Here is a 24814-nt window from a genome sequence, read left to right on the forward strand (position 1 = left end):
AAACGGTCTCGTACTTCTTTAGTCAGAAGGCGAGACCGTTTTCTATCAAAGCAAATGCGAAATTGAATGGAATTCGGGTTTTTGATTATTAAATGTAGTGATATATTTAAATCCAATCGAATCAAGTAATTGCAGTGATTCGCCAAACTGGAAGGCGATATCTTCGGGTTTATGAGCATCAGAACCAAGTGTGATGACTTCACCACCGCATTGTCTATAAAGCTTCAAAACATCATTACTCGGCATGCCGCTCGCCAATCCATAGCGGACGCCGGAAGTATTTAACTCGATTCCTTTGCCTTCAGGAATGATAACATTAAAAAGGTCAGTTAATTCATCATGGAAAGGTTTCTCGCATTGTATTTTTGAATAGCGTTTCACCAGATCGACGTGACCAAGAATATTGAATTGCTTATAGTTTTTCACGCAGTATAACAATTCTTTGTAATAAATGCCATGAGCTTCTTCTATTGTTTTCCCCTCAAAAAATTCCCCGTAATGTAATCCCTTTTTCTCCACGGTATGCATGGAGCAGATGACAAAGTCGAATTTTTCCTTGTCCATTAGTTCATCGTATCTGTCTAATATATGAGGTTGTACACCGATTTCGATGCCTTTTTTAATAACTATACGCCCTTCATATTTGTTCTGCATCTCTTTCAATTTACTGGCATATTCCTTCTTATCAAAATCAAAAACGATTGTATCGTCCGGATATTCATAGTCGATGTGTTCCGTAAAACAAATCTCAGTCAGCCCTTTTTGAATGGCTCCTTTAATCATATCTTCCATTGGAACAGGGCAGTCTGCTGAGAAAGAGCTGTGCATGTGATAATCAAACATTACTAATCAATCCTCCTGTTGACTTTTCTTCTGTATACCCTTATAGTACTAAATAACTTTAGTGTAGTAAAGTGATAAAGTAGAGGTGTTGAAAATGGTGAGAAATGAAGAGTATCCAGAACAGATGTTAAGTGATAATGAAAAGTTTGAAAGAATCATAAAAAGCATTAATAAACGCTTTAAAACGTATGGCTACAAACGAATCAAAACATCTGCTTTCGAGCAATATGATTTATATTCAAGAGTGAAAAGTTCGATCAATCAAAATGAAATGATAAAAGTAATTGATCATACAGGGGAAGTATTAGTCTTACGCCCTGATGTTACCATTCCAATCACACGCGAATTGGTACAAAACGTCCCCGATCTTTCAAGTGAACTTCGATACTTTTATGTACAAGAAGTTTTCCGCCAACCATTTGATAAAAATGACAGTGTTGAGCGTACACAAGCGGGTATTGAATACTTTTGCGATAGTTCGCCTGAAGCTGATGCAGAAGTGATTGCCCTTGCTTGTCACTTAATGAAAGATTTAGGGTTCAATGATATCAAAATTGAATTGGGGCATGCAGGCTTTTTCAATGAACTTGTCCAAGACCTGCCGCTCACATTGCAACAAGTCAACCAGTTGAAGTCATTGATTCAAGCAAAAAATGTAGTGGAAATTGGTCCCTTTCTTAAAAAATTGGAAGTTGACGATGAAGTTCGAGAAGTAATCGAACGGATTCCCTTTTTATATGGCAATGCTATAGATGTGAGCGAGCGTATGAAAGGAATTGCCCTTACGGAAAAAATGAGACAGACACTCGATTACTTAATGGATGTCTACAGTATATTGAAAATGTACGGATTGGAACACTATATCGTTATCGATTTAGGGCTGATCAATCATATGGGTTATTATTCAGGTGTTATTTTTCAAGGTTATGTCGAGAAGTTTGGGAAACCTGTTTTGATGGGCGGCCGCTACGATGAGTTGGGAAATGAATTTGGTACTGCACTTCCGGCAATTGGTTTTGCGTGTGAAATTGAATCGTTGGTAAAGGCAACTGAAAGCAAAGACATCATTTCCCGATTTCCGATTGACGTTAAAATCATTTATGTAGCCGATCAATTAGAACAAGCTATTGCCATTGCCAATGAACTGCGCGAACGGAATTTTAGCGTTCTTTTATTTTCAACGAACAAGGAACAGGCAGATCGACGACAAAGTATTTACTCGATATGTTTGGAAAAAGAGAGTAATTCATTTCTATATAAAGATAAAACCACTTCATTCTTAGATTTGAAAGAGTTGCTGGGTTTACTCGTAGGGGGGATCGACCAGAAATGACTACTCTAACTATCGCCTTGGCGAAAGGGCGTACAGCGGACAAAGCATTAACCCTTTTTGATAAAGCAGGCATCCGATTTTCAGATTTTCATGAAAAAAGCAGAAAGCTAGTACTATTCGATGATGAAAATAAAGTGAAACTTATTTTTGTGAAAGCAGTCGATGTACCGACTTATGTGGAAAAAGGAGCAGCCGATATCGGGATTGTCGGTAAAGATACAATTATGGAAGACCCGGTAGATGTCTACGAACTGTTAGATCTTGGTATTGGAAAATGCCAGCTTGCGGTTGCAGGATTTCCGGATAAGCAATTTCCGAGCAGTGCATTGCTGACAGTCGCTTCAAAGTATCCAGCGGTGACAAAAGCCTATTTTGACAGCAAAGGCATTCGTATTGAAATCATCAAATTGAACGGTTCCATCGAATTGGCTCCGCTGATCGGTATGGCAGATGTCATTGTAGATATTGTGGAATCGGGCAAGACGTTAAAAGAAAATGGATTGGTCGTCTTGGAACCAATTGCAGATGTCAGTGCACGATTAATTGTTAATAAAGCGAGCTATGCAACAAGAACGAGCCAGATTCAGCAATTCATATCGGACTTAAAAGCTGTATTGGAGTGATAAATTATGCGAATTGTAACGTTGGAACAATATACCGATGAGCTAGAACAGCAAACGGCAGTACAAACAACTAATTTTGAATTTGACCGAACTGTACTTAGAATTATCGAAACAGTCCGTGAAGATGGAGATCAGGCATTAAAAGGCTATACCGAGCAGTTTGACGGAGTGCAGCTAAATGACCTGATCGTTTCAGCTGAAGAGTTTACCGAGGCACAGGAGCTAGTCACAGCCGAGTTCTTGAGCGCCTTGCGAAAAGCAAAGCACAACATCACAGTCTTCCATGAAATACAATTGGAAGAGACGTGGGTTGTCAATCAGGAAAATGGAATTGTTCTTGGCCAGAAAGTAACGCCGTTGGACAGTGTCGGTATTTACATACCGGGAGGAAAAGCGGCCTACCCTTCAACGGTTCTGATGAATGCCGTCCCGGCGAAGATTGCGGGAGTTGAAAGAATCGCCATGGTGACACCGCCTCAGGCAGACGGAAAAGTGAATCCCCATGTCCTCGTGGCAGCTCAAGAAGCAGGGGTGGACATTGTCTATAAAATTGGCGGTGCACAAGCGATTGCGGCATTGGCATACGGAACAGAAACGGTGAAAAAAGTAGCGAAAATCACGGGTCCGGGAAATGCATTTGTAGCACGTGCAAAAAAATGGGTGTTCGGGGATGTTGCCATCGATATGATTGCAGGACCGAGTGAGATTTGTATTGTAGCAGACAATAGTGCGATACCCAATTTTGTCGCGGCCGACTTGTTATCACAAGCAGAGCACGATGAACGTGCCACTGCAATCTGTGTGACGACAAGCCGATCATTTGCTGAAGCGCTTCAAAAAGAAGTGATAAATCAAATTGAACAAGCGGATCGAAAGAGCATCATCGAAGCTTCGATAACCGCTAACGGGCGTATCATTCTTGTGGATTCAATGGATGTAGCTTATAACTTTGTTAATCAACTCGCGCCGGAACATTTACAGCTTATGGTCGAAAACCCGATGGAACAATTGCCGTTCATTCGTAACGCCGGAGCAATCTTTTTAGGGAATTACTCACCAGAGGCATTGGGCGATTATATGGCAGGTCCCAACCATACATTGCCGACAAGCGGGACATCGGCGTTCTCATCGCCGCTAGGTGTTTATAACTTTATGAAAAAGTCGAGCATCATTCACTATACAGAGCAAGCACTGCGAGAAGTTTCAGATGACATCATCACAATTGCGAATGCGGAAGGTTTAACAGCTCACGCAAATTCAATTCAGGTAAGGAAGGCGAATTTTTATGCGAAGTAAATCGATTTCAAGACAGACAGCGGAGACAAAGATTGAATTAGACTTTACGATTGATGGCAGCGGAAATTCAACGATAAAAACAGGGGTCGGCTTTTTGGATCATATGCTGACGTTATTCACGAATCATGGGCGATTCGATTTGAAAGTCAGTTGTGATGGAGACATCGAAGTAGATCAGCATCACTCCGTCGAAGATATCGGCATCGCATTAGGACAGGCTTTCTACGAGAGTATGGGAACAAAAGAAGGCATCGAGCGCTACGCGACAGTCTCAACACCGATGGACGAAGCGTTATCAACAGTTTCGATCGATATTAGCGGGCGTCCATTTTTCGTCTATAACGTAGATGGGTTAAAAGATAAAGTAGGAGAATTCGATACAGAGCTTGTTGAAGAATTTTTCCAAGCTTTCACAAGCCATGCAAAAGTGACATTGCATATTAATCTGCAGTATGGAAAAAACAGTCACCATATTATCGAATCAATTTTTAAAGGATTCGGACGTGCATTGCGTGTAGCAAGTGCAATCAATCCGGATGTAAAAGGAGTACCTTCAACAAAGGGAATGCTATAAGAGTATTTCTGTTAGCACCTATATAATTGAACAAATGAATACCTAAAGAAACTGAGCGAAGACGCCTTATAAGGGGTAGCCGAGGCCATAAGACTGACGACGAAGTTGTCTGGCTTATGGGAAGCCACTGAAAAAGTTCTTTTTTATAGTAAAAACTAGTTGATTGTAGTGGAGAGCGGCGACTCCAGCGGGAACAGCGCGAGCTGAAGACCCCGCAGGAACGGAGTGACGAGGAGGCTGAAGCCGTGCCCGCGGAAAGCGTCCGCTCGGAACGGAAATCAACGGGATTGAAGGAAATCGTTCTTTTTCAGTATCCTCGCTTATGGCGGGAGGCATCCCCGAGCGTCATAGCGGATTAAGTGGAAATCTTTATTTTTATACATTATTAAAAGGGGGAACTGTCATGATTTTATTTCCAGCAATCGATATTCGTAATGGGAAATGTGTTCGGTTAATACAGGGCGATTATGATCAAGAAATCATCTACAATGATTCACCGACTTCGATGGCAAAGGAATGGGAAAAGCAAGGTGCTGAATATATTCACGTCGTCGATTTGGATGGTGCTAAAACAGGCAACTCCTTGAATCGTGACGCAATCCAGGCGATTGCCAAGAGTGTTTCGATACCTGTGCAAGTCGGCGGCGGAATCCGAACGATGGAAATCATCGACGCACATATTGAAGCGGGTGTAAACCGGGTGATCATCGGAACAGCAGCGATACAGGATAAACCGTTTCTAATGGAAGCTGTTGAAAAGTATGGCGAGAAAATTGCAGTGTCCATCGACGCAAGAAAAGGGTTTGTTGCAACGGACGGTTGGACGGAAACAAGTGATGTGCTAGCAGTCGACTTATTGCGTGAACTTGAAGCGGCAGGCGTAAAAACGGTTATATATACGGACATCATGAAAGACGGGATGATGCAGGGACCTAACTTTCACGAGCTGGAAATGATGGACACAGCGTCGTCAATCGATATCGTGGCATCAGGCGGTGTTTCAACAGAAGAGGATATTGTTCAGTTGAGAGAACTCAATTTATACGGTGCAATTATCGGTAAAGCTTTATATGACGGTAAATTGTCTTTGGAAAAAATACTAGGGGGACGACGAGGATGACAAGCAACCGGATAATACCATGTCTAGATTTTGATAACGGGAAAGTCGTCAAAGGAAAAAGGTTTTTGGAAGTCAAAGAAGTTGCAGATCCACTTACATTGGCAAAAAAGTATGTAGCTGACGGTGCAGATGAACTAGTGTTTTACGACATCACAGCTTCAACGAAAAACCGTGCTATGTTCCTCGATCTCATTGCGGAAATCGCAAAAGAAGTACCCGTGCCCTTTATTGTAGGCGGAGGAATCCGGTCTATAGAGGACATCCAAAAGGTATTCGATGCAGGCGGGGATAAAGTATCCATTAACAGTGCGGCGCTCAGCAATCCCACATTGATTGAGGAAGCGGCAAAAACATTCGGTTCTGAACGCATTATTCTATCGATGGATGTTAATGAAGTGGGACCCTCTAAGTGGTCAGTATTTTCTAATGGCGGTATGAAAGACACTGGTTTGGATGCCATTGAATGGGCGATTCAAGGTGAGAAACTTGGCGCTGGTGAGCTCGTCGTTAATAGCATAGGTGAGGATGGCGTGAAAGATGGCTATAACATCGAATTGACGCGGGCGATTGCGGAAGCAGTCAACATTCCCGTCATAGCGAGCGGTGGAGCAGGCACACCTGAACATTTCCATACTGTACTGACTGAAGGAAAAGCTGACGCTGCGCTTGCAGCATCCGTATTCCATTTTGAAGACATTAATATCGGTGCATTAAAAACATATTTAGCTGAAAAAAATACATCTGTTGGGAATGAATCACTATGACAATACTAATTGATACACTAGCATTTGACGAAAATGGTCTGATTCCAGCAATTGTTCAAGACGACCGAACGGGGAATGTGCTGATGCTAGCTTATATGAATAAAGAGTCGCTGCAGAAAACGATTGATACGAAAGAGACTTGGTTTTTCAGCAGATCAAGACAGGAACTATGGAACAAGGGGGCAACATCCGGCAATCGACAAATTGTAAAAAACCTTTCAATCGATTGCGACAATGATTCCCTATTAATACAAGTCACGCCCCTAGGACCAGCCTGTCATACAGGAGAAGTAACTTGTTTCAATGATACGGTCTTCGATGATAATATCCTGAATCGGTCAATCGTCCATGAAATAACAGATGAAATTAAAAATCGACGTGCGAACCCAATCGAAGGATCATACACATCTTATTTATTCCGTGAAGGGTTGGATAAAATCTTAAAAAAAGTCGGAGAAGAAACGACTGAAGTTGTCATAGGCGCAAAAAATCGTGATAAAGCTGAAGTGACGAGCGAATTGGCGGATTTGACGTATCACTCTCTCGTGTTAATGGAAGAGTTAGGGGTAAGTGTTGAGGATGTCAAAAACGAATTGCGGAAAAGACGCCCTAAAAGTGAAGTGCTACGGGATGAGTAAGTTTTGGAGCACCATGGTAAAACGGACCGAACCGTATGTGCCGGGGGAGCAAGTTGAACAAAAGGATATCATTAAGCTGAATACCAATGAAAATCCATATCCACCTAGTCCGAAAGTGATAGCGGCAATCCAGCAAGAGATGGGACGTAGCCTTCAGTTATATCCATCACCTACAGCGACTGAGTTACGTGAAACGATCGGGCGTCAATATGGACTATCCGCCGACGAAGTGTTCGTCGGAAATGGCTCAGACGAAGTGCTAGCATTCTCCTTCATGGCGTTTTTTGAACCAGGCAAGACAATTCGATTTCCAGACGTTACATATAGTTTTTATCCAGTCTATGCAAAGTTATTTGATATCCCTTATGAAGAAGTTCCATTAAATAAAGATTTCACATTGCCTGTGGATAAATACTTTCAGTCTGAAGGCGGGGTCATTTTACCGAATCCAAATGCACCGACGAGCATCTATGCTGAACTTGAGCATATTGAAGAAATTGTAAAAAATAATCCCGACCAAGTCGTCATCATCGACGAAGCATATATCGACTTTGCATCGAAATCAGCAACTGAACTAATCCGAAAATACGATAATGTGCTCGTCGTCCAGACGACATCCAAATCACGTTCATTGGCAGGCTTACGCGTAGGTTTTGCAATGGGGGCCTCCTCGTTGATCGATGCATTAATCCGTATTAAAGACTCCTTTAACTCGTATACGTTAGATCGACTTGCGCTAGTGGGTGCACAAGCAGCATTTGAGGATGAAGCCTATTTCACTGAGACGACGCAGAAAATCATTGCAACACGAGAAACGATGTCTGAAACGTTACAACAGCTCGATTTTAACGTTCTTCCTTCACAAGCAAATTATCTTTTCGCCTCGCACAAGAGCGTTCCGGCAGAGTTTATTTACAATGAATTGAAGAAAGAAGGTTTGCTTGTCAGGTATTTTAATAAGTCTGGTATTGATAACTATTTGCGCATAACAATCGGCACGGATCAGCAGATGGAACGGCTAGTGAGGAAATTGAAAGCAATTCTTACTAAATAAGGAGAACGAAAGATTTCTTATTCATTTAACGATGTGTTGGTCGTAATAGAATGTATAGCGAGCATAAGATGCTTCATGGCGGTCATAAACAACCCTATGGTGAGCATAATTCATGCCATGGCGAGCATAATAGGATACGTTAGTCCATCGTCACCGCTAAATCCAGTAAACCAAGGCTAAGCGGTTTAACTTCACTACCTAAATAAAAACTGTAAGCCCTTTGTATTCGAAGGGCTTACAGTTTTTTGAAAAAATATATAAGTTTTTCAACTCATGAGCTTACGCTTCGACAAGCAGATGCGAATTGATGTCACATAGAGAACGTGCGCCAGACAGTGCCATTGACACGTCTAATTCATGCAGAATATCCTCGATAACACGCGCTATTCCTGCTTCACCATCTATGGCTAATCCATAAATATAAGGGCGACCAAGTAAAACTGCATCAGCGCCAAGTGCAATTGCCTTAAAAACATCGACACCGCTACGTATTCCGCTATCGAGCAGGACAGGGATACGACCATTTACAACCTGACAAATGTCTGGAAGCGCATCCAATGATGAAATGCAATGGTCCAATTGCCGCCCGCCGTGATTGGAAACGATAATCCCATCTACATCGTGTTCAAGTGCGAGCTGTGCATCGTCCGGATGTAGAATCCCTTTTAGTAGAATCGGTAATTTCGTATATGAACGTATTTTTTTAAAATCACCCCAGTTGAGGCTTGGTCGATCAATGATTTCAATTTGTTTCATTAAAGCTGATTCAAGATCTTCGTTAGGTAACTTTTCTAACAGTCCACAAAATGCAGGATCCGAAAAGTAGTTTCCACAGCCATTGCCTTCGGAAAGAGGGGAATAGCCATTTCGACTATCAGCTTTTCGAAGGCCTAGTAACGGTGTGTCGACCGTAATGACAATCGCCGAGTAACCGCTCGCTTCCGCACGTTTGACAAGGCTTTCTGTGACACAATCCTCAAGAGAACAGTAGAGCTGAAACCAACGAATATTGTTTCCACTCACTCGTGCAATCTCTTCCATTGCATACGATGCCGCACTACTGACAATGTATGGAACCTCAAGTGCCCCTGCAGATTTTGCTGAACCGAGTTCCCCATCAGGATGGGCGATTCGTTGGACACCAATTGGAGCGAACAGGATTGGCGTCTTCATTGTCCTACCGAAGAGTGAAACAGTATGGTCACGTTTGGACACATCGCGCAAAACGCGCGGGCGAATTTTCCATTTGTCGAATGCATGACGGTTTGCTTGCATCGTCGCCTCTGCACCGGCTCCTCTTGCAATGTAATCGAAGGCTTCTTTCCTAAGTTTCTGATATGCATGTGATTCCAAATGGTTTTCGAAATTCGGAATCAGATCTTCCGTTGTTTTCATCGTGTACCCACCATTCTAGTTCGTAATGTTCAACCTGATTAAGAAAGAATATCTCTTTCATTTAAAGACTATAAAATGTGCGATAAGTACAATGATTGGAAGTGTGATGATTGTTCGTTGTATGAAGATGATGAACAGATCAAGGAAGCTGACAGGGATATTCGACCGTAAAATTAGTATCCCGATTTCCGACATATAAACAAGTTGAGACAGGGAGAGGGCAGCGACAACAAATCTTGTAATTTCAGCTTCAATTCCACTTCCGATGACCGCTGGTAAAAACATATCAGCGAATCCGACGAGCATTGTTGGAGCGGCTTTTGCAGCTTCAGGGAGTTGCATCCATTCCAATAGCGGAACAAGCGGATAAGAGATAATGTTGAAAACGGGTGTATATTCAGCGACGATCAGTGCGATTGCCCCGAGGCTCATGACGAGCGGAATGAGCCCAAGCCAGATATCGAGAACAGTTTCAACGCCATCTTGGACAAGTTTTTTTGGGCTTTTAGCTGTGTTTGCTTTATCGAGTGCCTGTTTCCATCCCCATTGCAGATTTGAAATACCTTCAGGTTGAAATTCGTCTATCTGTTGGCCGACTGGCTCGTAATACGTATCTGCCTTACGTGATAAAGGTGGAATCCGCGGCATAATGATAGCAGCAACGATACTTGCAACCGAAATTGTTAAATAGAATGGAATGAATAAGTGACCTAGTCCCACGACTTTGGCAACAACAAGTGAAAACGCCACGGATGCGATGGAAAACGTTGTCGCAATGACGGCTGCTTCGCGTTTTGTGTAGTAACCTTCGTCATATTGTTTCATTGTCACAAGGACACCGACTGTTCCTGCACCCATCCATGATGCCATCGTATCAATGGATGAACGACCCGGTAGAGTGAACAATGGACGCATCACTTTTTTTACTAAGGACCCAACAAATTCCATCAGTCCGAATTCCACTAATAGTGGTAGTAGAATTCCTGCAAAGAGGAACCAAGTTAGGAGGACCGGTGCCAAATCAAAGAGGACAACGCCACCCGTAGTGCGGGAAGAGATAAATTCGGGGCCGATTTGATAATACGCCATAAATCCGACTGCAAAGCCGATCATACGCATTGTAATCCCAAAAAGGCCTACATGGAATACACTTTTTAAGAAAGAATTATTCATGATAAATGCAGGTTTAATCATGATGGTCACGAAAGTCATAAGAACAGTGAATCCCAACATGATCAAAATAAACTGTGGAATCCAGTCTCCAAACGTTTTTAGTAGTAACGAGGCAAGGACCCCAACCCCAATTGTTACTTCACCATTCAGTTTAATCGGAACTAGAAATAGAAGAATTCCTATGAATGAAGGAATTAAAAATTTCCATACCCCATTTTTTGTCTTAACAGTTTCCCCTTTGTATACAACAGACATTTCATTTCCCCCAATTCAAAGTCTAGACTCTTACTATTTCGAACATTTCTTTAGGTTGAATAAGTTTGTAGAGCAGCTTTCAATACATTAAGACCTGTATCAATTTGCTCTTTGTTGATTGTAAGTGGTGGAATCATCCGAATGACCTCTCCCGAGTTGCCACATAAATAGAAGAGCACACCGTTTTTAAGACTATAGTCGAGTACTTCCATGACGGTTTTTCCGGAAGGTTCCCCGGTTTGCGGATCCCCAAGTTCGATTCCAATCATGAGTCCGACACCACGGACATCCCGTATGATTGGGAATTCCTTTTTCATCTCCAACAAACGAGCGATTGCATAGGCACCCATCTCTTTCGTGTTTTCAAGCAGTTTTTCCTCATGAATCACTTCTAAGGAGGCAAGGGCAGCTGAGCATGCAATTGGATTCCCGCCAAATGTTGTCCCGTGTGAACCGAGTGGCCATTGGTCCATCAATTCTTTAGAAGCGACGGTTGCGCTAAGTGGTAGTCCTGCGGCAATTCCTTTTGCAATTGCCATGATGTCCGGTCTGACATCAAATGTTTGTGCAGCGAACCAATTCCCGGTACGGCCAAAACCAGTTTGAACTTCATCGAAAATAAGAAGAATACCATGGCGATCACATATTTCACGTATTTTCTTCAACCATGATGCAGGGGGTATAACATAGCCACCTTCACCAAGAATCGGTTCGATGATCATGCACGCAATTTCTTCAGGATCCACTTGGTGATTGAATAATTTCTGTGCGTCACGCTCAAGTTTTTCAGCGAAATATATTTCCGGGTCTGCTCCTTCGGGAAGATATTCGGGAAGGGCATAGGGCAGTTGGTAAGTAAGCCACGCAGGTTGTAGATGTTTTCGATATTTACTTTTAGATGTTGTGACACTGAGCGCACCAATGGATCTGCCGTGGAAACAGCCAGTGAAAGAAACGACATAAGGTCTTTTTGTTACATATTTAGCAAGTTTCAACGCCCCTTCAATCGCTTCTGTTCCACTGTTAGCGAAAAAGAAATTATCGAGTTTCGGTGGAAGTATTTTTTGCAACTCCGCAGCTAACTTTAAAATAGATTCATAGATAATGACTCCAGATGGCCCGTGGATTAAATGATCTGCGCTTTCTTTTATCGCCTGTACGACTTTTGGATGACGATGTCCGACATTTTCCACTGCAATACCCGATGTGAAATCCAAATACCTTTTTCCGTCGGCACCATAGTAGTAACATCCTTCCGCTTTGATAACCGGAAGATTTGGGTGATCTTTTGCCATGCTTGGAGCAAGGAAGTTACCTATGGAATCGACCATGTGAAGCCAGTCCTGTTGTTCTTTTATTTGATTTTGCATAATGAATCCTCCAATGTTGTATAGTTATTCAAATTTGATTATAGTTATGCAATTAGTATACACGAGTGTATATTTATAAATCAATACTAATTTTTATTCGTTTTATAAAAATCGCTTAATCAGGTAGTGTGTGCTTTTTTAACTTTCTGACTACCGAAGGCTGGCTAATACCAAGTACTTTTGCCATTTCAGTCGTTGTTTTATAACGTTGACGAGCATTATTCAGTACTTTTTTTTCTACATGTTCTAAAATAGTCGGAAGCGTTTGACCGTCAAGATCGATGTCGGTTAGCCCCTCTTCAAATTGCATTCGGTATTCAGGAGGCAAGTCGTTAATCCCGATAATTTGTTCCGGACTCTGAACAATAATGCGCTCGATTACGTTACGTAGTTCATGAATATTACCTTTCCACTCGAGCTTTAACAGCAGATTGAATACGCTATCCGATAATGATTTTTCAGTATTATACTTTGCTGAAAAATAATGCAAGAAATAAGTGATAAGCGCGCTTAAATCCTCCTTTCTACTTTGTAAGGGCTGTAGATGGATCGGAATAATCGTTAGAAAATAATGAAATTCTTTTAGGAATCGATTCTCTGTTGTTGCTTGAAATAGTTCCGTTTCAGCAGAAGAGATGAGACGGATGTCTAAGGAGAGGGTCTCTTCGCTACCAAGTGGCTTTAAGCGCTCATCTTTCAATACTTTCAACAACTTCCCTTGTAAGTGAAGAGGCAATCGATCCACTTTCTTTAAAAATAATGTGCCACCTTCTGCAATCGATAGAAGTCCTGGCGAAATGGTTGCGGTTTTGCCAATACCTATTTGCTCGCCGAACAGTTCTTTATCAAACATTGATTCTGGAATCGTTGCACAATCTAGTTCGATGAAGGGGCCATTGGTTCTAGAACTTTCTTTATGAATCCTTTTTGCCATTGTCGTCTTGCCCGTTCCTTGTTCACCATAAAGAACAATAGAAACATCGAGCGGGGCAACTTTATGAGCTACCGCATATGCTTCATGTGTTTCTTTACTTTCAATTATTAGGCCTTTCATAGAGAACGATTTTTTTCGTAAAAGTTGTAATTCCTCTTGCACTTTTGACATTTCAAATTCCTGCTCTTTCATATATTCCTGGATGACAAGTAATTCTGAAACGTCATAAGAATAACTGACTACGAATTCTACTTCTCCAATTTCGTTGAAAAAGGGCATGCCAGTAATTAGCACTTTTGCGCCAGAGGGTGTTTTTTGTATCGTGACCACTTTCTTTTTTTGGCGAAGGACCAATGGTGTAATGGCCGGGGAAAAAATTTCTGCCGACTGCAATTCATAAACAGATTTACCGATCAGTTCTTCCACTTCTATGCCGTAGTGTTGTCCGCTAATTCGTGTTGCCTTAATAATAATGCCTTCGCGATTTGTAACAATGACGTCTTCATCGTAGGTTTCTAGTATTTCTTGTACTGAATTCGGGGTTAAATGGAATTTTGCCATAAGTTCTCCTTTCCAATAGTATTGAATTTTTTGATAATATCCATATTTGAATAAATTATACACGATTGAATAATATGAAGGCAAGTACATATTTGAATTTTCGAAAATTTATCCCGGATGATAACGCGGTCAGTTACTTTCAAAATAGAATCGGAGATTGTGCGTTGGGGTTAAGCTGATATACTAGTAATATGCATATAGAGGAGGTTATCGATATGGGATCGAAATACATTGATCTTGCACTTATATTATTCATGGGGTATTTCGCAATTACACGTTTCTCAACTGGACAATTTGGCTATGGAACCTTTTTCATGGTACTTGCTTTACTGAATATATTAACGCTCGTTATGAAAGTGAAGAAGGACAAAGCTGCGAAAGAAGAGGTACGCTGAGTTTAAATAAGAAGTGACAAAAGACTAGGCATCCTTGAGAAATATGGAGGATGCCTAGTCTTTTCTGTAAAGAAAAGGGCAGGGAATAAAGAAATAAAATGATTGAGCATAGACTATTTGAAATCCAGAAAACATAGAATAAGATAAGAAGTTAGCATGGGCGTTTCAATAAAAAAATATAGAGAAGGGAAGGGAAACGTGGGTAAAACGCTTCTTAAGTTATCGGTTGTCTATTTCATGCTTGGGATATCGTTCGGCCTGTACATGTCGCTCACACACATCTTTACGTTGACATCGGTTCATGTTCACATCAATTTATTGGGATGGATGTCATTAGCACTCATAGGAATATTTTATCATTTATATCCAAATTTAGAGAAGACATTTTTGGCGAAATGGCATTTTTGGCTTCATAACATCGGATTGCCAATCATGATGATTGCCATTGCTTTGGCCATATTAGGCGCAGGCAATATATTTTTCCCAATCGCAACAGCAGGAGGGGCTGCAACACTGATTGGTATCTTCTGCTTTGGCTTCAATGTCCTCATTAATATGGATAAACGTACAGTTTGAAAATAAAAACCGTCAACCCATTTCCGTTAAGTCATCAGGGAAATAGGTTGACGGTTTTTTCGTATCTAAAAAAGAAATCAGTGAATTAAATTAGTTGTTCCCATTTCTAATTTCATGTAGTATAATGTGTGAATTGCATTTTTTGAAATGAGGAAAACTAATGAAAAACTCGATATACGGTCTTACGATTGAACAACTAACAGAATGGTTATTGGAACAAGGACAAAAAAAATTCCGTGCTGCACAAATTTGGGACTGGTTATATAAAAAGCGTGTCACAAACTTTGCAGACATGAAAAATATTAGTCAAGAATGTATTGAATTACTGGATGCAAACTATGTCATCCGAACGTTGGAGCAGACAGTTAAGCAGGAATCAGAAGACGGGACAATCAAGTTCCTATTTAAAATGCAGGATGGCAACTTAATTGAAACCGTATTGATGAAGTTCCCTTACGGCCAATCAGTCTGTGTAACGACACAAGTCGGCTGTAACATCGGCTGCAGTTTCTGTGCGAGCGGATTGTTGAAAAAGAGCCGTGATTTGACTGCTGGAGAAATTGTGGAGCAAATCATGGAAGTGCAACATCACCTTGATGCAAAAGCCGAAGATGAGCGCGTAAGCCATATTGTTGTTATGGGAATTGGCGAGCCATTCGACAACTATTCGAATTTGATGAATTTCCTTCGTGTCGTCAATGATCAAAAAGGACTTTCCATCGGTGCCCGTCATATTACCGTTTCAACAAGCGGTAACCCGCAACGGATCAAGGAATTCGCGGAAGAAAATATCCAAATTAACCTAGCTGTTTCATTGCATGCGCCAAATAATGATCTTCGTACACGCGTTATGAAAATTAACAAAGCGTTCCCAATTGAAAAGTTGATGGACTCCATCGATTATTATTTGGAAACGACAAACCGCAGAATAACGTTTGAATATATTATGTTGCATGATGTGAATGATCACGTTCTAGAAGCGCAGCAACTTGCAAAACTGCTTGAAAACAAACGTCATCTGTCATATGTCAACTTGATTCCTTACAACCCAGTTGACGAACATGACCAGTATCGCCGTAGCACACCGGAAGACATTAAAGCATTTTACGAAACACTCAAAAGAAGAGGCATAAATTGTGGTGTTCGTCTTGAACACGGCACAGATATCGACGCAGCTTGTGGTCAGTTACGAAGTAAGCAAATCAAGAAAGAAAAAGCTGTCTGATCCAATTAAATAATTAATCACAAAAAAGACGCATCCGACCAATAGGATGCGTCTTTTCATTTTGAACAACACGCAATTTTGACGATTCCGCAATATGTCGTTTTCGCTCATCTGGATTTCGTTTGGAATTTATTGGAGAGCCATTTTAGCACTTGTTATCGCGAGAAATGCTTCGGTGCTCATTCTCGATGAACCGACTGCACATCTTGATATACCATCCAAGCAAATCCTGAATGAACTACTCATAGAGTGGATGGATAAGGGAGGAAGAACAATCATTCTCGCGACACATCAAGTAGAGGATATACAGAAACTGGCGGACTATCTAGTCGTTTTGAGAGACGGCTATATGTTAGGTCAGTTTGAAAAAGAGGAGCTAATTGAAACGCATAAACGATATTGGTTTTCACATCCACTTGAATTGCCGACTATTCCTGGTGAAGTAGAAAGAAAAGAAAGTTCGTTCGTGACGAATCGTCCAGCTGAAGCAGAAGATTTTCTGCGTAATGCAAGTGAACGATGGACGACTGTTCAAACATTAGGGCTGGATGAGATTGTAACTATATTATTGGTGAAGTGAAGTAAGGAAAGGGGGCCCAAGCAGCTCCTTTTTTTAGTGCTATAAATTAATGATTAAGAGATATCTTATATTTACTACGGGTTAGAGAACTAACAGTCAGATTAGAGGAGTAAGGAATTCCATTTTTATAACAAAAAATAGAGTTCAAAATGATATGATTAAACAAGGACTTGAACAGGAACTTACTGGAGGGAGAGAAAAATGTTAAAAATAGTAAGGTTGATTTCATCACTTATTGTTATTGCATTAGCAAGTTATGGTCTAATTACTAAAAACTTTGAGTTTATGCCCTATATGATGTTGTTCTTAGGCGTGTCTATATTAGTTATAGGGGTTTTGGAACTACAAGCAAAACGGAAAACAATTGCGATAATTTCGATCCTTGCTTCCGCATTTATATTGTTTGTCGCAATTTATACTTTTTAAGCTAACTTGATGCATTTCTTTAACAAGTAGAGGTGCATTTTTACCAACGGGTAGGCAACTTTTAAAAAATGTTATATTTTTATTATAAACTTTTTAGTTATGGAGGTTTTTAAATGCAGTACGATGGAGTATCCATTGCTTTTTATATTTTGTCGTTATATATTCTCTATTTAATTATTGAAAGAGCAGTCAGGAAAGGCATTAACAATTCAATTATTGGTCAGGTACTTGAAAAGAAGTACGGGATTAAAGAAGACAAAAAAACTATTCTTGAGGTTCTTGAGGATGATTTAGACAAGGATAAATAAAACGGAAACTTAAACTAAATGAGTTCAATTACTAAAAATGAGCAACGCCCATGCAGCGTTGCTTTATTCAAATTTAAAAATTATTGTTGGCGAAACTCTTAAATCGGAATATGTATTTCGACAGTAGGTTGTTTTAATGACGATGGCAAATAATCTTTTAATCTAAGGGATTCTTGTGGTAAATTGGAATTATAGAAGTTGGAAAATTATGAGTAAAAGACTATAGGTATAGTTTTACAGCGATGATTGTCATAACAGTGAAATCAACTATTGAAAAGTGGATTCGGACTTAGATATATTGAATGAAATGATTATTGGTCTATTGAAGCTAACACGGATACTTCAGCCATTGAATTAATGGAATTCTTTGATGATAATAAATGTACTATATATGTTGAATAAAAAGAATCCCATTGAATCTGCTGTGGCGCTCAATAATGCGAGAGTTGTAATTCGGGGTGTGGATTGAAGGTCGCTTGGCGCTTTGGGGATGCCTTTCGCCGTAAGCCTGGATTAGCGCTTCGCATCCAGTTTCACGGCTTCAGTGACCCCTTTGCCGCGCCTTCGCTAGGGTGTTCATTATCGAGAGAAATGTAATTATGAGTTGTATATGTCGAGATTATAATGTGGTTATTAGTTGATACTAATTATAGTCAAGTAAGACGCACTTCAGATTGCAGATTTCATTACAGATAATGAAATGCTCTCTCGCGGGAGGCATCCACAAAGCGTCGAAGCGGTATTAGTAGAAATTCTAATTCACTCCAAGTATTAGAGCTTTTTCAGTGGCCTCTCAAAAGCCCTTGTAAAGCGCATAGGCGGTATTCATTTGTTCAACATATATAGTTAGTAGAATATATCCTTTTTCAACTAAAGGAAAGATAAGTCCAATAAGGAAAATAAATCTAAATGAAGAATTGTAAAAGAAGGAGGGATGATATGCTTTTTACTTTTATTTTTGGTGTTGCAGGTATAGTATACTCGATGCTTTGGCACCAGCAGTCATTAATACCACCGACAGATATATTTATTCCAATTGCAACAGGTGCACTGATTGATATTTTAATTCTATTAAGTGTTTCTAAACATCTTAATGTTAAAGTTGAAGAGAGAGAAATGATAGAAAAGATAAGCAATGAAGAAATTGAACAAGAATTAGAAAATTATTTAAAAAAGTAACCAAGCTTTCCACTTACTTAACTAAAGGGGGACATTACTTCAATAAGCAAGAATACCCTTTATCTCTTCAAGTAACGGTTCTTTAGTTGAACAAAAAATTAGTCTTTAACGGAGGCGTTTACATTGGAAAATGGTCGTAATAGCGGTTTGATTTACTGGCAGTTAAATTATAGAAAAAAGTTTATTAGAACCTTATGGATGATACCACCTAGTATTATTTTGATTGTAATGCTACTCATTTCGGAGGCCACTGATCCACTAAAGATTGTATTTACTTCGGCAATAATAGTTACTTTGTCTATTCAATTATTTTACACCCATTATAAGTGGAAAAGTGATGTGGAATTAAACAATTGAACAATTAAATTTTCTTGATGAGGAGAATATTATTTATGGAAATTAAATTACTGACATTACAAACAAAAGAATTGGAAATGATGAAAGAATTTTATACGCAATATTTAGGATTTTCTATTTGTAGGGAGAGTCAAAATAGCTTTCAAATTCAAATAGGAACAAGCACTTTGGAATTTACTAATTTAAATGTAACAGGAGAACCATATTATCATTTTGCATTTAATATTCCCTCCAATCATTTTCAGGAAGCAAAGGAATGGTTGAAAGGAAAAACAACGCTTTTATTAGAAGACGGAGAAGACGAGGCAAATTTCTCGTTTTGGCCAGCACATGCTTGCTATTTTGAAGACCCAGCGGGAAATATAGTAGAACTCATTGCCCGTTATAATGTGAATGCAAATAGTGATACGCCATTTTCAGTAAATAACATTTTGAATATTAGCGAGATTGGTTTAATTGTAAAAGATGCACCAATGGTCGGCGAGCAATTTAAGGAAATTAATATTTTTGATAGTGAAAGTGATCTAATTACTAATTCTTCTTTAAATTTCATGCAAAATAATAAAAATGGTGTTTTTATTATTTTAACTAGCATAGGTAGAAGGTGGCTGTTCTCAGAAAAGAAATCTAAAATTTTTCCATTGAAAATAACAATTGAAAACCAAATAGTTTTAGGTGTAGATGAGGAACATAATTTTTTCATTAAATATAGTGATTATGTAATATGACTTATCCTTCATCTTGCGATCCAACTTAATATCAAAGCAACATGCTAAAAAGAAATTAGAGCTACGTACGATTTACCTTCTGAAATAAAAAAAGTTATTGTCACTACTCTGCTAATCAAATTGATTGGCAATTTTTTGTTTTAGCCAGTGGGTTATAAATGTCAATCTAAACATGTACAGTTTTGCTTGTTTAAGAATGTACAAAATCACTCATCTTCTTTTTTGAGGTGATCCTTTATTCTGTAGGATTGTCCAACGATACTTACAACTGTTGCGTGATGCAGAACACGATCCAATATGGCGTTCGCTAATTTGGTATCCTGGAAAACTTCATCCCATGCTTTGAAGTTAATATTCGTCGTTAAAATCGTACTTTTTTTTTCATAACGCATATCAATGAGCTGGAAGAACATCTTCGCATCCTCTGCTTCAATTGGTAAGTAACCAATCTCATCAATAATCAATAGTCTATACTTCGTATAATGCTTTAAACGGACTTCTAAGCGATTCTCTATCTTTGCACGCTTCAAGTTCTGGATTAAGTCGTGGCACTTTATAAAGTAAGTGCTGGTACGTTTCTTTGCGGCCGCTATACCTATCGATGTCGCCAAATGAGTTTTGCCGACCCCGCTGGGGCCTAAAAATACAATGTTCTCTTGCGCCTCAAGGAAGCGTAATGAAATAAAATCTGAAATTTGCTGCTTATTTATACTTGGCTGAAATTCAAAATCAAATTCAGTGATTTCTTTTCGGTGTGGGAAGGCACCCACTTTAACCATTGAGTGAATCATATTTTGTTCTTTCACATCAATCTCATAATTTGTAAGTTTGACTAAAGTATCTATAAATGACAATTCGTTTTTAATGCTGAAGTCCACGACTTCTCCTAAATGTTGCGTCATTTGTTTCAGTTTTAAGTACTCTAAGTTTTGGATTAATTGCTGATAACTATTCTTCATCGCTATACACCTCACCGATTGCTGCTAGATTTTGTTTGGCTAAAGCATCGATATCTGGATAATAGGGAATTGCTTTGGCTAGCGTATCTTTATAATGCGTCTCTTTATAATTTAATTTCGATGTAGTTATCTGATGCTGCACAATTAATTCCGTGGTATAGTAGACAAATAACTGATCATCATATACTTGTAACCCGACCGTCTTCCCTTGATATTTGGCTGGAACCGAATATTGGTTAGACTTGTAGGTAATCATGTTTGAAGCATTGACTTTTACAAGTGTGTGCTTGATTCTGTAAGAATCTTTTACTTTGTCCTGTGGTAGGGGGAGTAAGAGGTTCTTTTCTTGTTTGTGCGCAAATAGTGGTATCTTATTCGTCCCTTGATTGATACTTTGATTAATACGTGTACAGAGCTTCTGTATGAATTGATGTAACTCTTCATAGTTGAATTTCCCCTGATAAGCATGAATCTCATCCAACAGCTTCATAGGTGCTTCTACTTTGCCTTTTGTTCTAGGTCTTCCTGCAACACAAGGTTGGACTTTGAAGCCGAAATCCTTCGCGAATTGAGTAAACTTGTTATTCACAACTCCCTTGAAATAATCTGTTCTTGCCTCATCCATTACGGTTTTCATATTGTCTGTCACAATCACTTTTGGTACGCCTCCAAATACTTCAAACGCTTCTGTCATAAATGACAATAAGACACTTTGAGATTTTGAAATACTTAGATGAAAGGCTCTAAATCTTGAATAAGAAAGTAGGAGCACTGCCACATTCACATAGATAATTTCACCATCTTTCATTTCATAGCGAATACTCTCTTTCCAATCCAGCTGTGCTTGTTCACCAGGTTTCGTTTCATAACGAATCCCAGATGAAGCACTTGATGTTGTACGCTTTCCATCATCAAAGTAGGCCTTGAATTCTGGTTTTCGATTTATATATGCACGGAAAGCAGATTGCGAACACTGTAGATCATGATTATCCGTAAGATATTGCCATAAAACTCGCTTGTAATAAAAGATTTGTTTGGAATCGGTGGATAAAAGTAACGCGATGACTTCATAGTATTGGTCAATTTTAGAAGCTTTATTTCTAGTTTCCTTTGGTGTGAAACCGTTTAAATATTTTTCAATCGTTCGACGATCTACATTTAATTCTCTAGCCAACCGGCTTTTATTTATTTTCATTTTTAAATTCCCCATTAGTTGCTGTAGTTTTGGTAGATCGAAAAGATTCTTCACTTCAATTTCCGTCTGAATATCTAGCTGCAAATACACACCAATCACCTCTTGATTAGTATGAAGAAGTGACTCGGATATGTACATATCTATTCAAGCACTTATGTACATATTTAGACTATCATTTATAGTGGGTAGAGGAATTCAAAAAATAAAACCATTATGATAAAGGACAACAGGAGGGAAACTATGGGGAATAACGACTTGTATGTTTATCATATCGTTACTAAGAAAAAAATGAGTCTAGGGCAGATAATCAACTTCGACAAAAACCAAAAGAATACCTTATACCGATTCTTTTTTGAGAGAGAGCAATTGAATTCTAAAGGTGAAGACTTCATTCAGATTTTACAAGGCCATTATACTAATGAAGGCTTGAACTTGGATAATGAAAATGCCCAAGTAGCTTTAAATTATGTTGACCAAACAATCAGAGCTATTAGGGAAGTTATAGTAGAGATGGTTAGATTACAAGAATATCCTGACTATCCTTCAAGGTTGTGTTGCTTATACGCTGCGAAAAGTTATGAAGATACTTTGAAATGGAAAGCAATATTTGATTCATACAATCGGAAGGTTTTGCAGATTGTTAAACTGCGAGTTATTGGTGATGCTTTTGAGGGAGATGGGAAACTTCTACCAAAGGAGGATGGGGTCCCTTTTTCTGAAAAAATTGAACAGGCTAGAGAATATTGGAAGGGGAATGACAGAAATGAACTTCCTGAGCTTTTGATTAACGGACTAATTGAAGTGGTAGAAATCATTGAAGATTTCTCAAAAGTATAGATTGATAGGTTTATTCAATATAAAAATTTATATTATTCTAACTGAGTATTTTACTGGAACAACAATAAGTCATCTCTGCTTGTACTAGCGTTAACGGGATAGGTTGTTGGGACGCCCCAACTTTTTTCACTTAGGATTGCCGCGTAGTATAGTTGATCTATGCACCAAAGAGTATATGACGCATAGAATAAATTGGAGATGATTAAGTACTGGGGGTTAAAATTTTGAATAAAAGCAATGAGAATTTTTATCAAAATGGTTTTAATCTTGATAAAGGAAACCAAGCTGCCAAACTTGCTGTAATTGGTGGAGTCATTACTATTCTCGGTGATGCGATATCCACTTTGGCAGCTGTACTAGCATTAGAAGAAGCAACACAAGAAAAAGATGATAATAATGAAATTAAAGATATGCAAAAGCAAATTAACTATTTAACAACAGAACTAAATACTCTTAAAAATTCGAGTGGTAAAAAGAATCATAATCATGGGATATAGATGATGATATCTTTCTTACTCGAAGTGAGATTTAACCCCAATGCTCATGGCGTTCCATGATTTTGATAATTTTATGAATCCACGTTTTATCAAGATTTATTACAATATAGCTGTTGGAAGAGGTCTTTCCATCCAATTTTCTTCCCATTTCAATTTCCTCGAACAATATTCCATCCTATTCATCCCACACATTAAACTTTGTTCTAAAATCTTACATCAGATTCCCTAACACATGCCATAAACAAAATTCTTTAGCAGCACCATTATTGAATAGCCAAATTTAAAAACCTGCTAACATACACAAAACTCTACACTTCGCAATATGTGTCAACTATGCAAGACTCGCAAATTCTTCTAATGATAGCCTGCTACTTTAATACGACATGGTTAATTAAGAAAAGTCGATTCCATTACTGTACAGGAATTCGATTTTTTTGTAATTCTATTTTCGAATCAAGTTCGAAAATATCAATATTAACTCTTCTGCATATCAAGATAGCGTTGAAGCCCACTTAACTATGCTTTTGTCATTCGCTGAAGTGAAGTATCTACTTTTCAATACTTCCACAAGTTAAAGAATTGCTTTGGTCCCCTTCTTTAACTTTAGAGGGAGGGATTATTTGTTAGTTGGAATAGAACTGAATATTATGCTAAACTGTATAGGTATATATTGGAAACGTAGGTATTCAAATAGTAGTAATTAAATGTGAAAGAGTTTGCTGCCATTCGTACTTGTTTTTATGGAGGGATATTTATGAAAAAACAGATACGTAAAGCGAACCAAGCTAAAGTACACCAACGAAAAAATATCGCATTCCGGATGAACTTCCTATTCTTTTCAATTTTCGTCCTATTTTCATTGCTCATTTTACGTCTTGGCTATTTACAAATCGTCAAGGGCGAAGATTATTCCAAAGAGCTTGAAAGAAGGGAGGAAATTGGTGTCAACACAAGTGTGCCAAGAGGAAGAATATTTGACCGCATGGGACATGTACTTGTTGATAATGATCCGCAAAACGCCATTACATATACGAAAATGACCTCGACGAGTTCCAGAGATATGCTTGAAATTGCTGAGAAACTTGCAGTCTTGATTGAACAAGATACGAAAAGGATTACCCCGGGGGATAAAAGGGACTTTTGGATTTTGAAAAATTCGAAGGAAGCACTTAAAAAAGTTTCCAAAGAGGAACTGCTTGCAATTGAAAAGGATAGTTCATTATCAAGAACACAAATGCAAAGTAAAATCAATACGCTGACACGAGAGCGTGTAACAAAAGAGGAAACTAGTTCATTCACAGATGAGGAGCTGGAAGTACTTGCAATTTACAGAGAAATGATGGCAGGCTATGCGTATTCCCCGCAAATTGTGAAAAGTGGAAATGTCACCAAAGAGGAATTCGCGATAGTGTCTGAACGTCTTGGGGAATTGCCGGGTGTGGATACAACGATAGATTGGGAACGTATGAGGAGATCAGAAAATACGATTCTAGGAACAACCACCAGTTGTAAACGATAAACTAAAGTGAGCAGTTTTCCACAAATAAGATTGAGCAGTTTTCCTCTAAATAATTCACTTCCTTTATACTAAACTTGTAAAAGGAAGTGAGGAAACTGGA

At 39.1% G+C, this 24814-nt stretch carries 27 protein-coding genes; 20 read left to right on the forward strand and 7 right to left on the reverse strand.

The window, feature by feature from the left end:
* Positions 1–45: 45 nt before the first annotated feature.
* A complete protein-coding gene (locus tag MKZ11_RS11250) occupies positions 46–843 on the reverse strand; it encodes a histidinol-phosphatase HisJ family protein (protein WP_340794525.1) in 798 nt (265 codons plus the stop codon).
* Positions 844–937: 94 nt separating this feature from the next.
* Here MKZ11_RS11250 and hisZ point away from each other — a divergent pair, with 94 nt between their 5' ends.
* The 8 genes from hisZ (at position 938) to hisC (ending at position 8245) form a co-directional block, all read left to right on the forward strand.
* Positions 938–2176, forward strand: a complete 1239-nt coding sequence (hisZ, locus tag MKZ11_RS11255; RefSeq protein ID WP_340794526.1) for an ATP phosphoribosyltransferase regulatory subunit — start codon at positions 938–940, stop codon at positions 2174–2176.
* Positions 2173–2799, forward strand: a complete 627-nt coding sequence (gene hisG, locus MKZ11_RS11260; protein ID WP_340794527.1) for an ATP phosphoribosyltransferase — start codon at positions 2173–2175, stop codon at positions 2797–2799. The genes hisZ and hisG overlap by 4 nt, the downstream gene beginning before the upstream one ends.
* Positions 2800–2805: 6 nt before the next feature.
* Positions 2806–4095: a histidinol dehydrogenase gene (gene hisD, locus MKZ11_RS11265; RefSeq protein ID WP_340794528.1), complete on the forward strand. Its 1290-nt coding sequence runs from the start codon at positions 2806–2808 to the stop codon at positions 4093–4095.
* On the forward strand, positions 4085–4669 hold the full coding sequence (gene hisB / locus MKZ11_RS11270) for an imidazoleglycerol-phosphate dehydratase HisB (protein WP_340794529.1): 585 nt from the start codon (positions 4085–4087) through the stop codon (positions 4667–4669). Before hisD ends, hisB begins: the two co-directional genes overlap by 11 nt.
* 403 nt (positions 4670–5072) lie before the next feature.
* Positions 5073–5789, forward strand: a complete 717-nt coding sequence (gene hisA / locus MKZ11_RS11275; RefSeq protein WP_340794530.1) for a 1-(5-phosphoribosyl)-5-[(5-phosphoribosylamino)methylideneamino]imidazole-4-carboxamide isomerase — start codon at positions 5073–5075, stop codon at positions 5787–5789.
* Positions 5786–6553, forward strand: a complete 768-nt coding sequence (hisF, locus tag MKZ11_RS11280; RefSeq protein WP_340794531.1) for an imidazole glycerol phosphate synthase subunit HisF — start codon at positions 5786–5788, stop codon at positions 6551–6553. Before hisA ends, hisF begins: the two co-directional genes overlap by 4 nt.
* Positions 6544–7191, forward strand: coding sequence for a bifunctional phosphoribosyl-AMP cyclohydrolase/phosphoribosyl-ATP diphosphatase HisIE (hisIE, locus tag MKZ11_RS11285; protein WP_340796979.1), 648 nt, complete (start codon positions 6544–6546; stop codon positions 7189–7191). The genes hisF and hisIE overlap by 10 nt, the downstream gene beginning before the upstream one ends.
* Complete coding sequence (hisC, locus tag MKZ11_RS11290; RefSeq protein WP_340794532.1) at positions 7184–8245, forward strand: histidinol-phosphate transaminase; 1062 nt, start codon at positions 7184–7186, stop codon at positions 8243–8245. The genes hisIE and hisC overlap by 8 nt, the downstream gene beginning before the upstream one ends.
* 279 nt (positions 8246–8524) lie before the next feature.
* Here the strand turns inward: hisC and MKZ11_RS11295 are convergent, their stop codons facing one another.
* The 4 genes from MKZ11_RS11295 to MKZ11_RS11310 form a co-directional block, all read right to left on the reverse strand.
* Positions 8525–9640 carry an alpha-hydroxy-acid oxidizing protein gene (locus MKZ11_RS11295; protein WP_340794533.1) on the reverse strand — a complete coding sequence of 372 codons (1116 nt, stop codon included), beginning with the start codon at positions 9638–9640 and terminating at the stop codon, positions 8525–8527.
* 57 nt (positions 9641–9697) lie between these two features.
* Positions 9698–11068 (reverse strand): YjiH family protein, encoded by a 1371-nt coding sequence (locus MKZ11_RS11300; RefSeq protein ID WP_340794534.1) that lies wholly within the window; start codon positions 11066–11068, stop codon positions 9698–9700.
* 50 nt (positions 11069–11118) lie between these two features.
* Entirely contained in the window at positions 11119–12438 is a 1320-nt protein-coding gene (locus MKZ11_RS11305; RefSeq protein ID WP_340794535.1) for an aspartate aminotransferase family protein, read from the reverse strand.
* Positions 12439–12553: 115 nt separating this feature from the next.
* Positions 12554–13933 carry a sigma 54-interacting transcriptional regulator gene (locus MKZ11_RS11310; RefSeq protein ID WP_340794536.1) on the reverse strand — a complete coding sequence of 460 codons (1380 nt, stop codon included), beginning with the start codon at positions 13931–13933 and terminating at the stop codon, positions 12554–12556.
* Between the two features lie 215 nt (positions 13934–14148).
* Between MKZ11_RS11310 and MKZ11_RS11315 the strand changes: the two genes are divergently transcribed.
* The 9 genes from MKZ11_RS11315 to MKZ11_RS11355 all read left to right on the forward strand — a co-directional run bounded on the left by MKZ11_RS11315 (position 14149) and on the right by MKZ11_RS11355 (position 19707).
* The gene (locus tag MKZ11_RS11315) at positions 14149–14328 is read left to right on the forward strand and encodes a hypothetical protein (protein ID WP_340794537.1); all 180 of its coding nucleotides are present in this window, start codon (positions 14149–14151) and stop codon (positions 14326–14328) included.
* 198 nt (positions 14329–14526) lie between these two features.
* Positions 14527–14904 carry a cytochrome-c oxidase gene (locus MKZ11_RS11320; protein WP_340794538.1) on the forward strand — a complete coding sequence of 126 codons (378 nt, stop codon included), beginning with the start codon at positions 14527–14529 and terminating at the stop codon, positions 14902–14904.
* A 160-nt stretch (positions 14905–15064) separates the two neighbouring features.
* Entirely contained in the window at positions 15065–16129 is a 1065-nt protein-coding gene (gene rlmN, locus MKZ11_RS11325; RefSeq protein ID WP_340794539.1) for a 23S rRNA (adenine(2503)-C(2))-methyltransferase RlmN, read from the forward strand.
* A gap of 94 nt (positions 16130–16223) precedes the next feature.
* Positions 16224–16709, forward strand: coding sequence for a hypothetical protein (locus MKZ11_RS11330; protein ID WP_340794540.1), 486 nt, complete (start codon positions 16224–16226; stop codon positions 16707–16709).
* Positions 16710–16910: 201 nt separating this feature from the next.
* Positions 16911–17135, forward strand: a complete 225-nt coding sequence (locus MKZ11_RS11335) for a DUF3953 domain-containing protein (RefSeq protein WP_340794541.1) — start codon at positions 16911–16913, stop codon at positions 17133–17135.
* Between the two features lie 113 nt (positions 17136–17248).
* Positions 17249–17443, forward strand: a complete 195-nt coding sequence (locus MKZ11_RS11340) for a hypothetical protein (RefSeq protein WP_340794542.1) — start codon at positions 17249–17251, stop codon at positions 17441–17443.
* A 939-nt stretch (positions 17444–18382) separates the two neighbouring features.
* Entirely contained in the window at positions 18383–18622 is a 240-nt protein-coding gene (locus MKZ11_RS11345) for a hypothetical protein (protein WP_340794543.1), read from the forward strand.
* A 123-nt stretch (positions 18623–18745) separates the two neighbouring features.
* Entirely contained in the window at positions 18746–18979 is a 234-nt protein-coding gene (locus MKZ11_RS11350) for a hypothetical protein (RefSeq protein ID WP_340794544.1), read from the forward strand.
* 35 nt (positions 18980–19014) lie between these two features.
* Positions 19015–19707 carry a VOC family protein gene (locus MKZ11_RS11355; protein WP_340794545.1) on the forward strand — a complete coding sequence of 231 codons (693 nt, stop codon included), beginning with the start codon at positions 19015–19017 and terminating at the stop codon, positions 19705–19707.
* Between the two features lie 206 nt (positions 19708–19913).
* Here the strand turns inward: MKZ11_RS11355 and istB are convergent, their stop codons facing one another.
* Together istB and istA are read right to left on the reverse strand one after the other, a co-directional pair.
* Positions 19914–20666, reverse strand: a complete 753-nt coding sequence (gene istB, locus MKZ11_RS11360) for an IS21-like element helper ATPase IstB (protein ID WP_340794546.1) — start codon at positions 20664–20666, stop codon at positions 19914–19916.
* Positions 20656–21951 carry an IS21 family transposase gene (istA, locus tag MKZ11_RS11365; RefSeq protein ID WP_340796980.1) on the reverse strand — a complete coding sequence of 432 codons (1296 nt, stop codon included), beginning with the start codon at positions 21949–21951 and terminating at the stop codon, positions 20656–20658. The genes istB and istA overlap by 11 nt, the downstream gene beginning before the upstream one ends.
* Before the next feature lie 150 nt (positions 21952–22101).
* On the opposite strand from istA, the gene MKZ11_RS11370 reads away from it, so the two are divergent.
* From MKZ11_RS11370 to MKZ11_RS11380, 3 genes are all read left to right on the forward strand, one after another.
* Positions 22102–22698, forward strand: coding sequence for a DUF2441 domain-containing protein (locus tag MKZ11_RS11370; protein ID WP_340794547.1), 597 nt, complete (start codon positions 22102–22104; stop codon positions 22696–22698).
* A 224-nt stretch (positions 22699–22922) separates the two neighbouring features.
* Positions 22923–23195, forward strand: a complete 273-nt coding sequence (locus tag MKZ11_RS11375) for a hypothetical protein (RefSeq protein WP_340794548.1) — start codon at positions 22923–22925, stop codon at positions 23193–23195.
* A 754-nt stretch (positions 23196–23949) separates the two neighbouring features.
* Positions 23950–24714, forward strand: coding sequence for a hypothetical protein (locus MKZ11_RS11380; protein ID WP_340794549.1), 765 nt, complete (start codon positions 23950–23952; stop codon positions 24712–24714).
* Positions 24715–24814 lie beyond the last annotated feature (100 nt).

Origin of the sequence: Sporosarcina sp. FSL K6-1508, from assembly GCF_038007465.1 — a bacterium.
In the GTDB taxonomy this organism is placed as follows: domain Bacteria; phylum Bacillota; class Bacilli; order Bacillales_A; family Planococcaceae; genus Sporosarcina; species Sporosarcina psychrophila_B.

Excerpts from the sequence above, each read along its gene's own strand:
- MKZ11_RS11250 (WP_340794525.1), bottom strand. The coding sequence starts at position 843 with ATGTTTGATTATCACATGCACAGCTCTTTCTCAGCAGACTGCCCTGTT.
- hisZ (WP_340794526.1), top strand. The coding sequence starts at position 938 with ATGGTGAGAAATGAAGAGTATCCAGAACAGATGTTAAGTGATAATGAA.
- hisG (WP_340794527.1), top strand. The coding sequence starts at position 2,173 with ATGACTACTCTAACTATCGCCTTGGCGAAAGGGCGTACAGCGGACAAA.
- hisD (WP_340794528.1), top strand. The coding sequence starts at position 2,806 with ATGCGAATTGTAACGTTGGAACAATATACCGATGAGCTAGAACAGCAA.
- hisB (WP_340794529.1), top strand. The coding sequence starts at position 4,085 with ATGCGAAGTAAATCGATTTCAAGACAGACAGCGGAGACAAAGATTGAA.
- hisA (WP_340794530.1), top strand. The coding sequence starts at position 5,073 with ATGATTTTATTTCCAGCAATCGATATTCGTAATGGGAAATGTGTTCGG.
- hisF (WP_340794531.1), top strand. The coding sequence starts at position 5,786 with ATGACAAGCAACCGGATAATACCATGTCTAGATTTTGATAACGGGAAA.
- hisC (WP_340794532.1), top strand. The coding sequence starts at position 7,184 with ATGAGTAAGTTTTGGAGCACCATGGTAAAACGGACCGAACCGTATGTG.
- MKZ11_RS11295 (WP_340794533.1), bottom strand. The coding sequence starts at position 9,640 with ATGAAAACAACGGAAGATCTGATTCCGAATTTCGAAAACCATTTGGAA.
- MKZ11_RS11300 (WP_340794534.1), bottom strand. The coding sequence starts at position 11,068 with ATGTCTGTTGTATACAAAGGGGAAACTGTTAAGACAAAAAATGGGGTA.
- MKZ11_RS11305 (WP_340794535.1), bottom strand. The coding sequence starts at position 12,438 with ATGCAAAATCAAATAAAAGAACAACAGGACTGGCTTCACATGGTCGAT.
- MKZ11_RS11310 (WP_340794536.1), bottom strand. The coding sequence starts at position 13,933 with ATGGCAAAATTCCATTTAACCCCGAATTCAGTACAAGAAATACTAGAA.
- MKZ11_RS11315 (WP_340794537.1), top strand. The coding sequence starts at position 14,149 with ATGGGATCGAAATACATTGATCTTGCACTTATATTATTCATGGGGTAT.
- rlmN (WP_340794539.1), top strand. The coding sequence starts at position 15,065 with ATGAAAAACTCGATATACGGTCTTACGATTGAACAACTAACAGAATGG.
- MKZ11_RS11330 (WP_340794540.1), top strand. The coding sequence starts at position 16,224 with ATGTCGTTTTCGCTCATCTGGATTTCGTTTGGAATTTATTGGAGAGCC.
- MKZ11_RS11335 (WP_340794541.1), top strand. The coding sequence starts at position 16,911 with ATGTTAAAAATAGTAAGGTTGATTTCATCACTTATTGTTATTGCATTA.
- MKZ11_RS11340 (WP_340794542.1), top strand. The coding sequence starts at position 17,249 with ATGCAGTACGATGGAGTATCCATTGCTTTTTATATTTTGTCGTTATAT.
- MKZ11_RS11345 (WP_340794543.1), top strand. The coding sequence starts at position 18,383 with ATGCTTTTTACTTTTATTTTTGGTGTTGCAGGTATAGTATACTCGATG.
- MKZ11_RS11355 (WP_340794545.1), top strand. The coding sequence starts at position 19,015 with ATGGAAATTAAATTACTGACATTACAAACAAAAGAATTGGAAATGATG.
- istB (WP_340794546.1), bottom strand. The coding sequence starts at position 20,666 with ATGAAGAATAGTTATCAGCAATTAATCCAAAACTTAGAGTACTTAAAA.
- MKZ11_RS11370 (WP_340794547.1), top strand. The coding sequence starts at position 22,102 with ATGGGGAATAACGACTTGTATGTTTATCATATCGTTACTAAGAAAAAA.
- MKZ11_RS11380 (WP_340794549.1), top strand. The coding sequence starts at position 23,950 with ATGAAAAAACAGATACGTAAAGCGAACCAAGCTAAAGTACACCAACGA.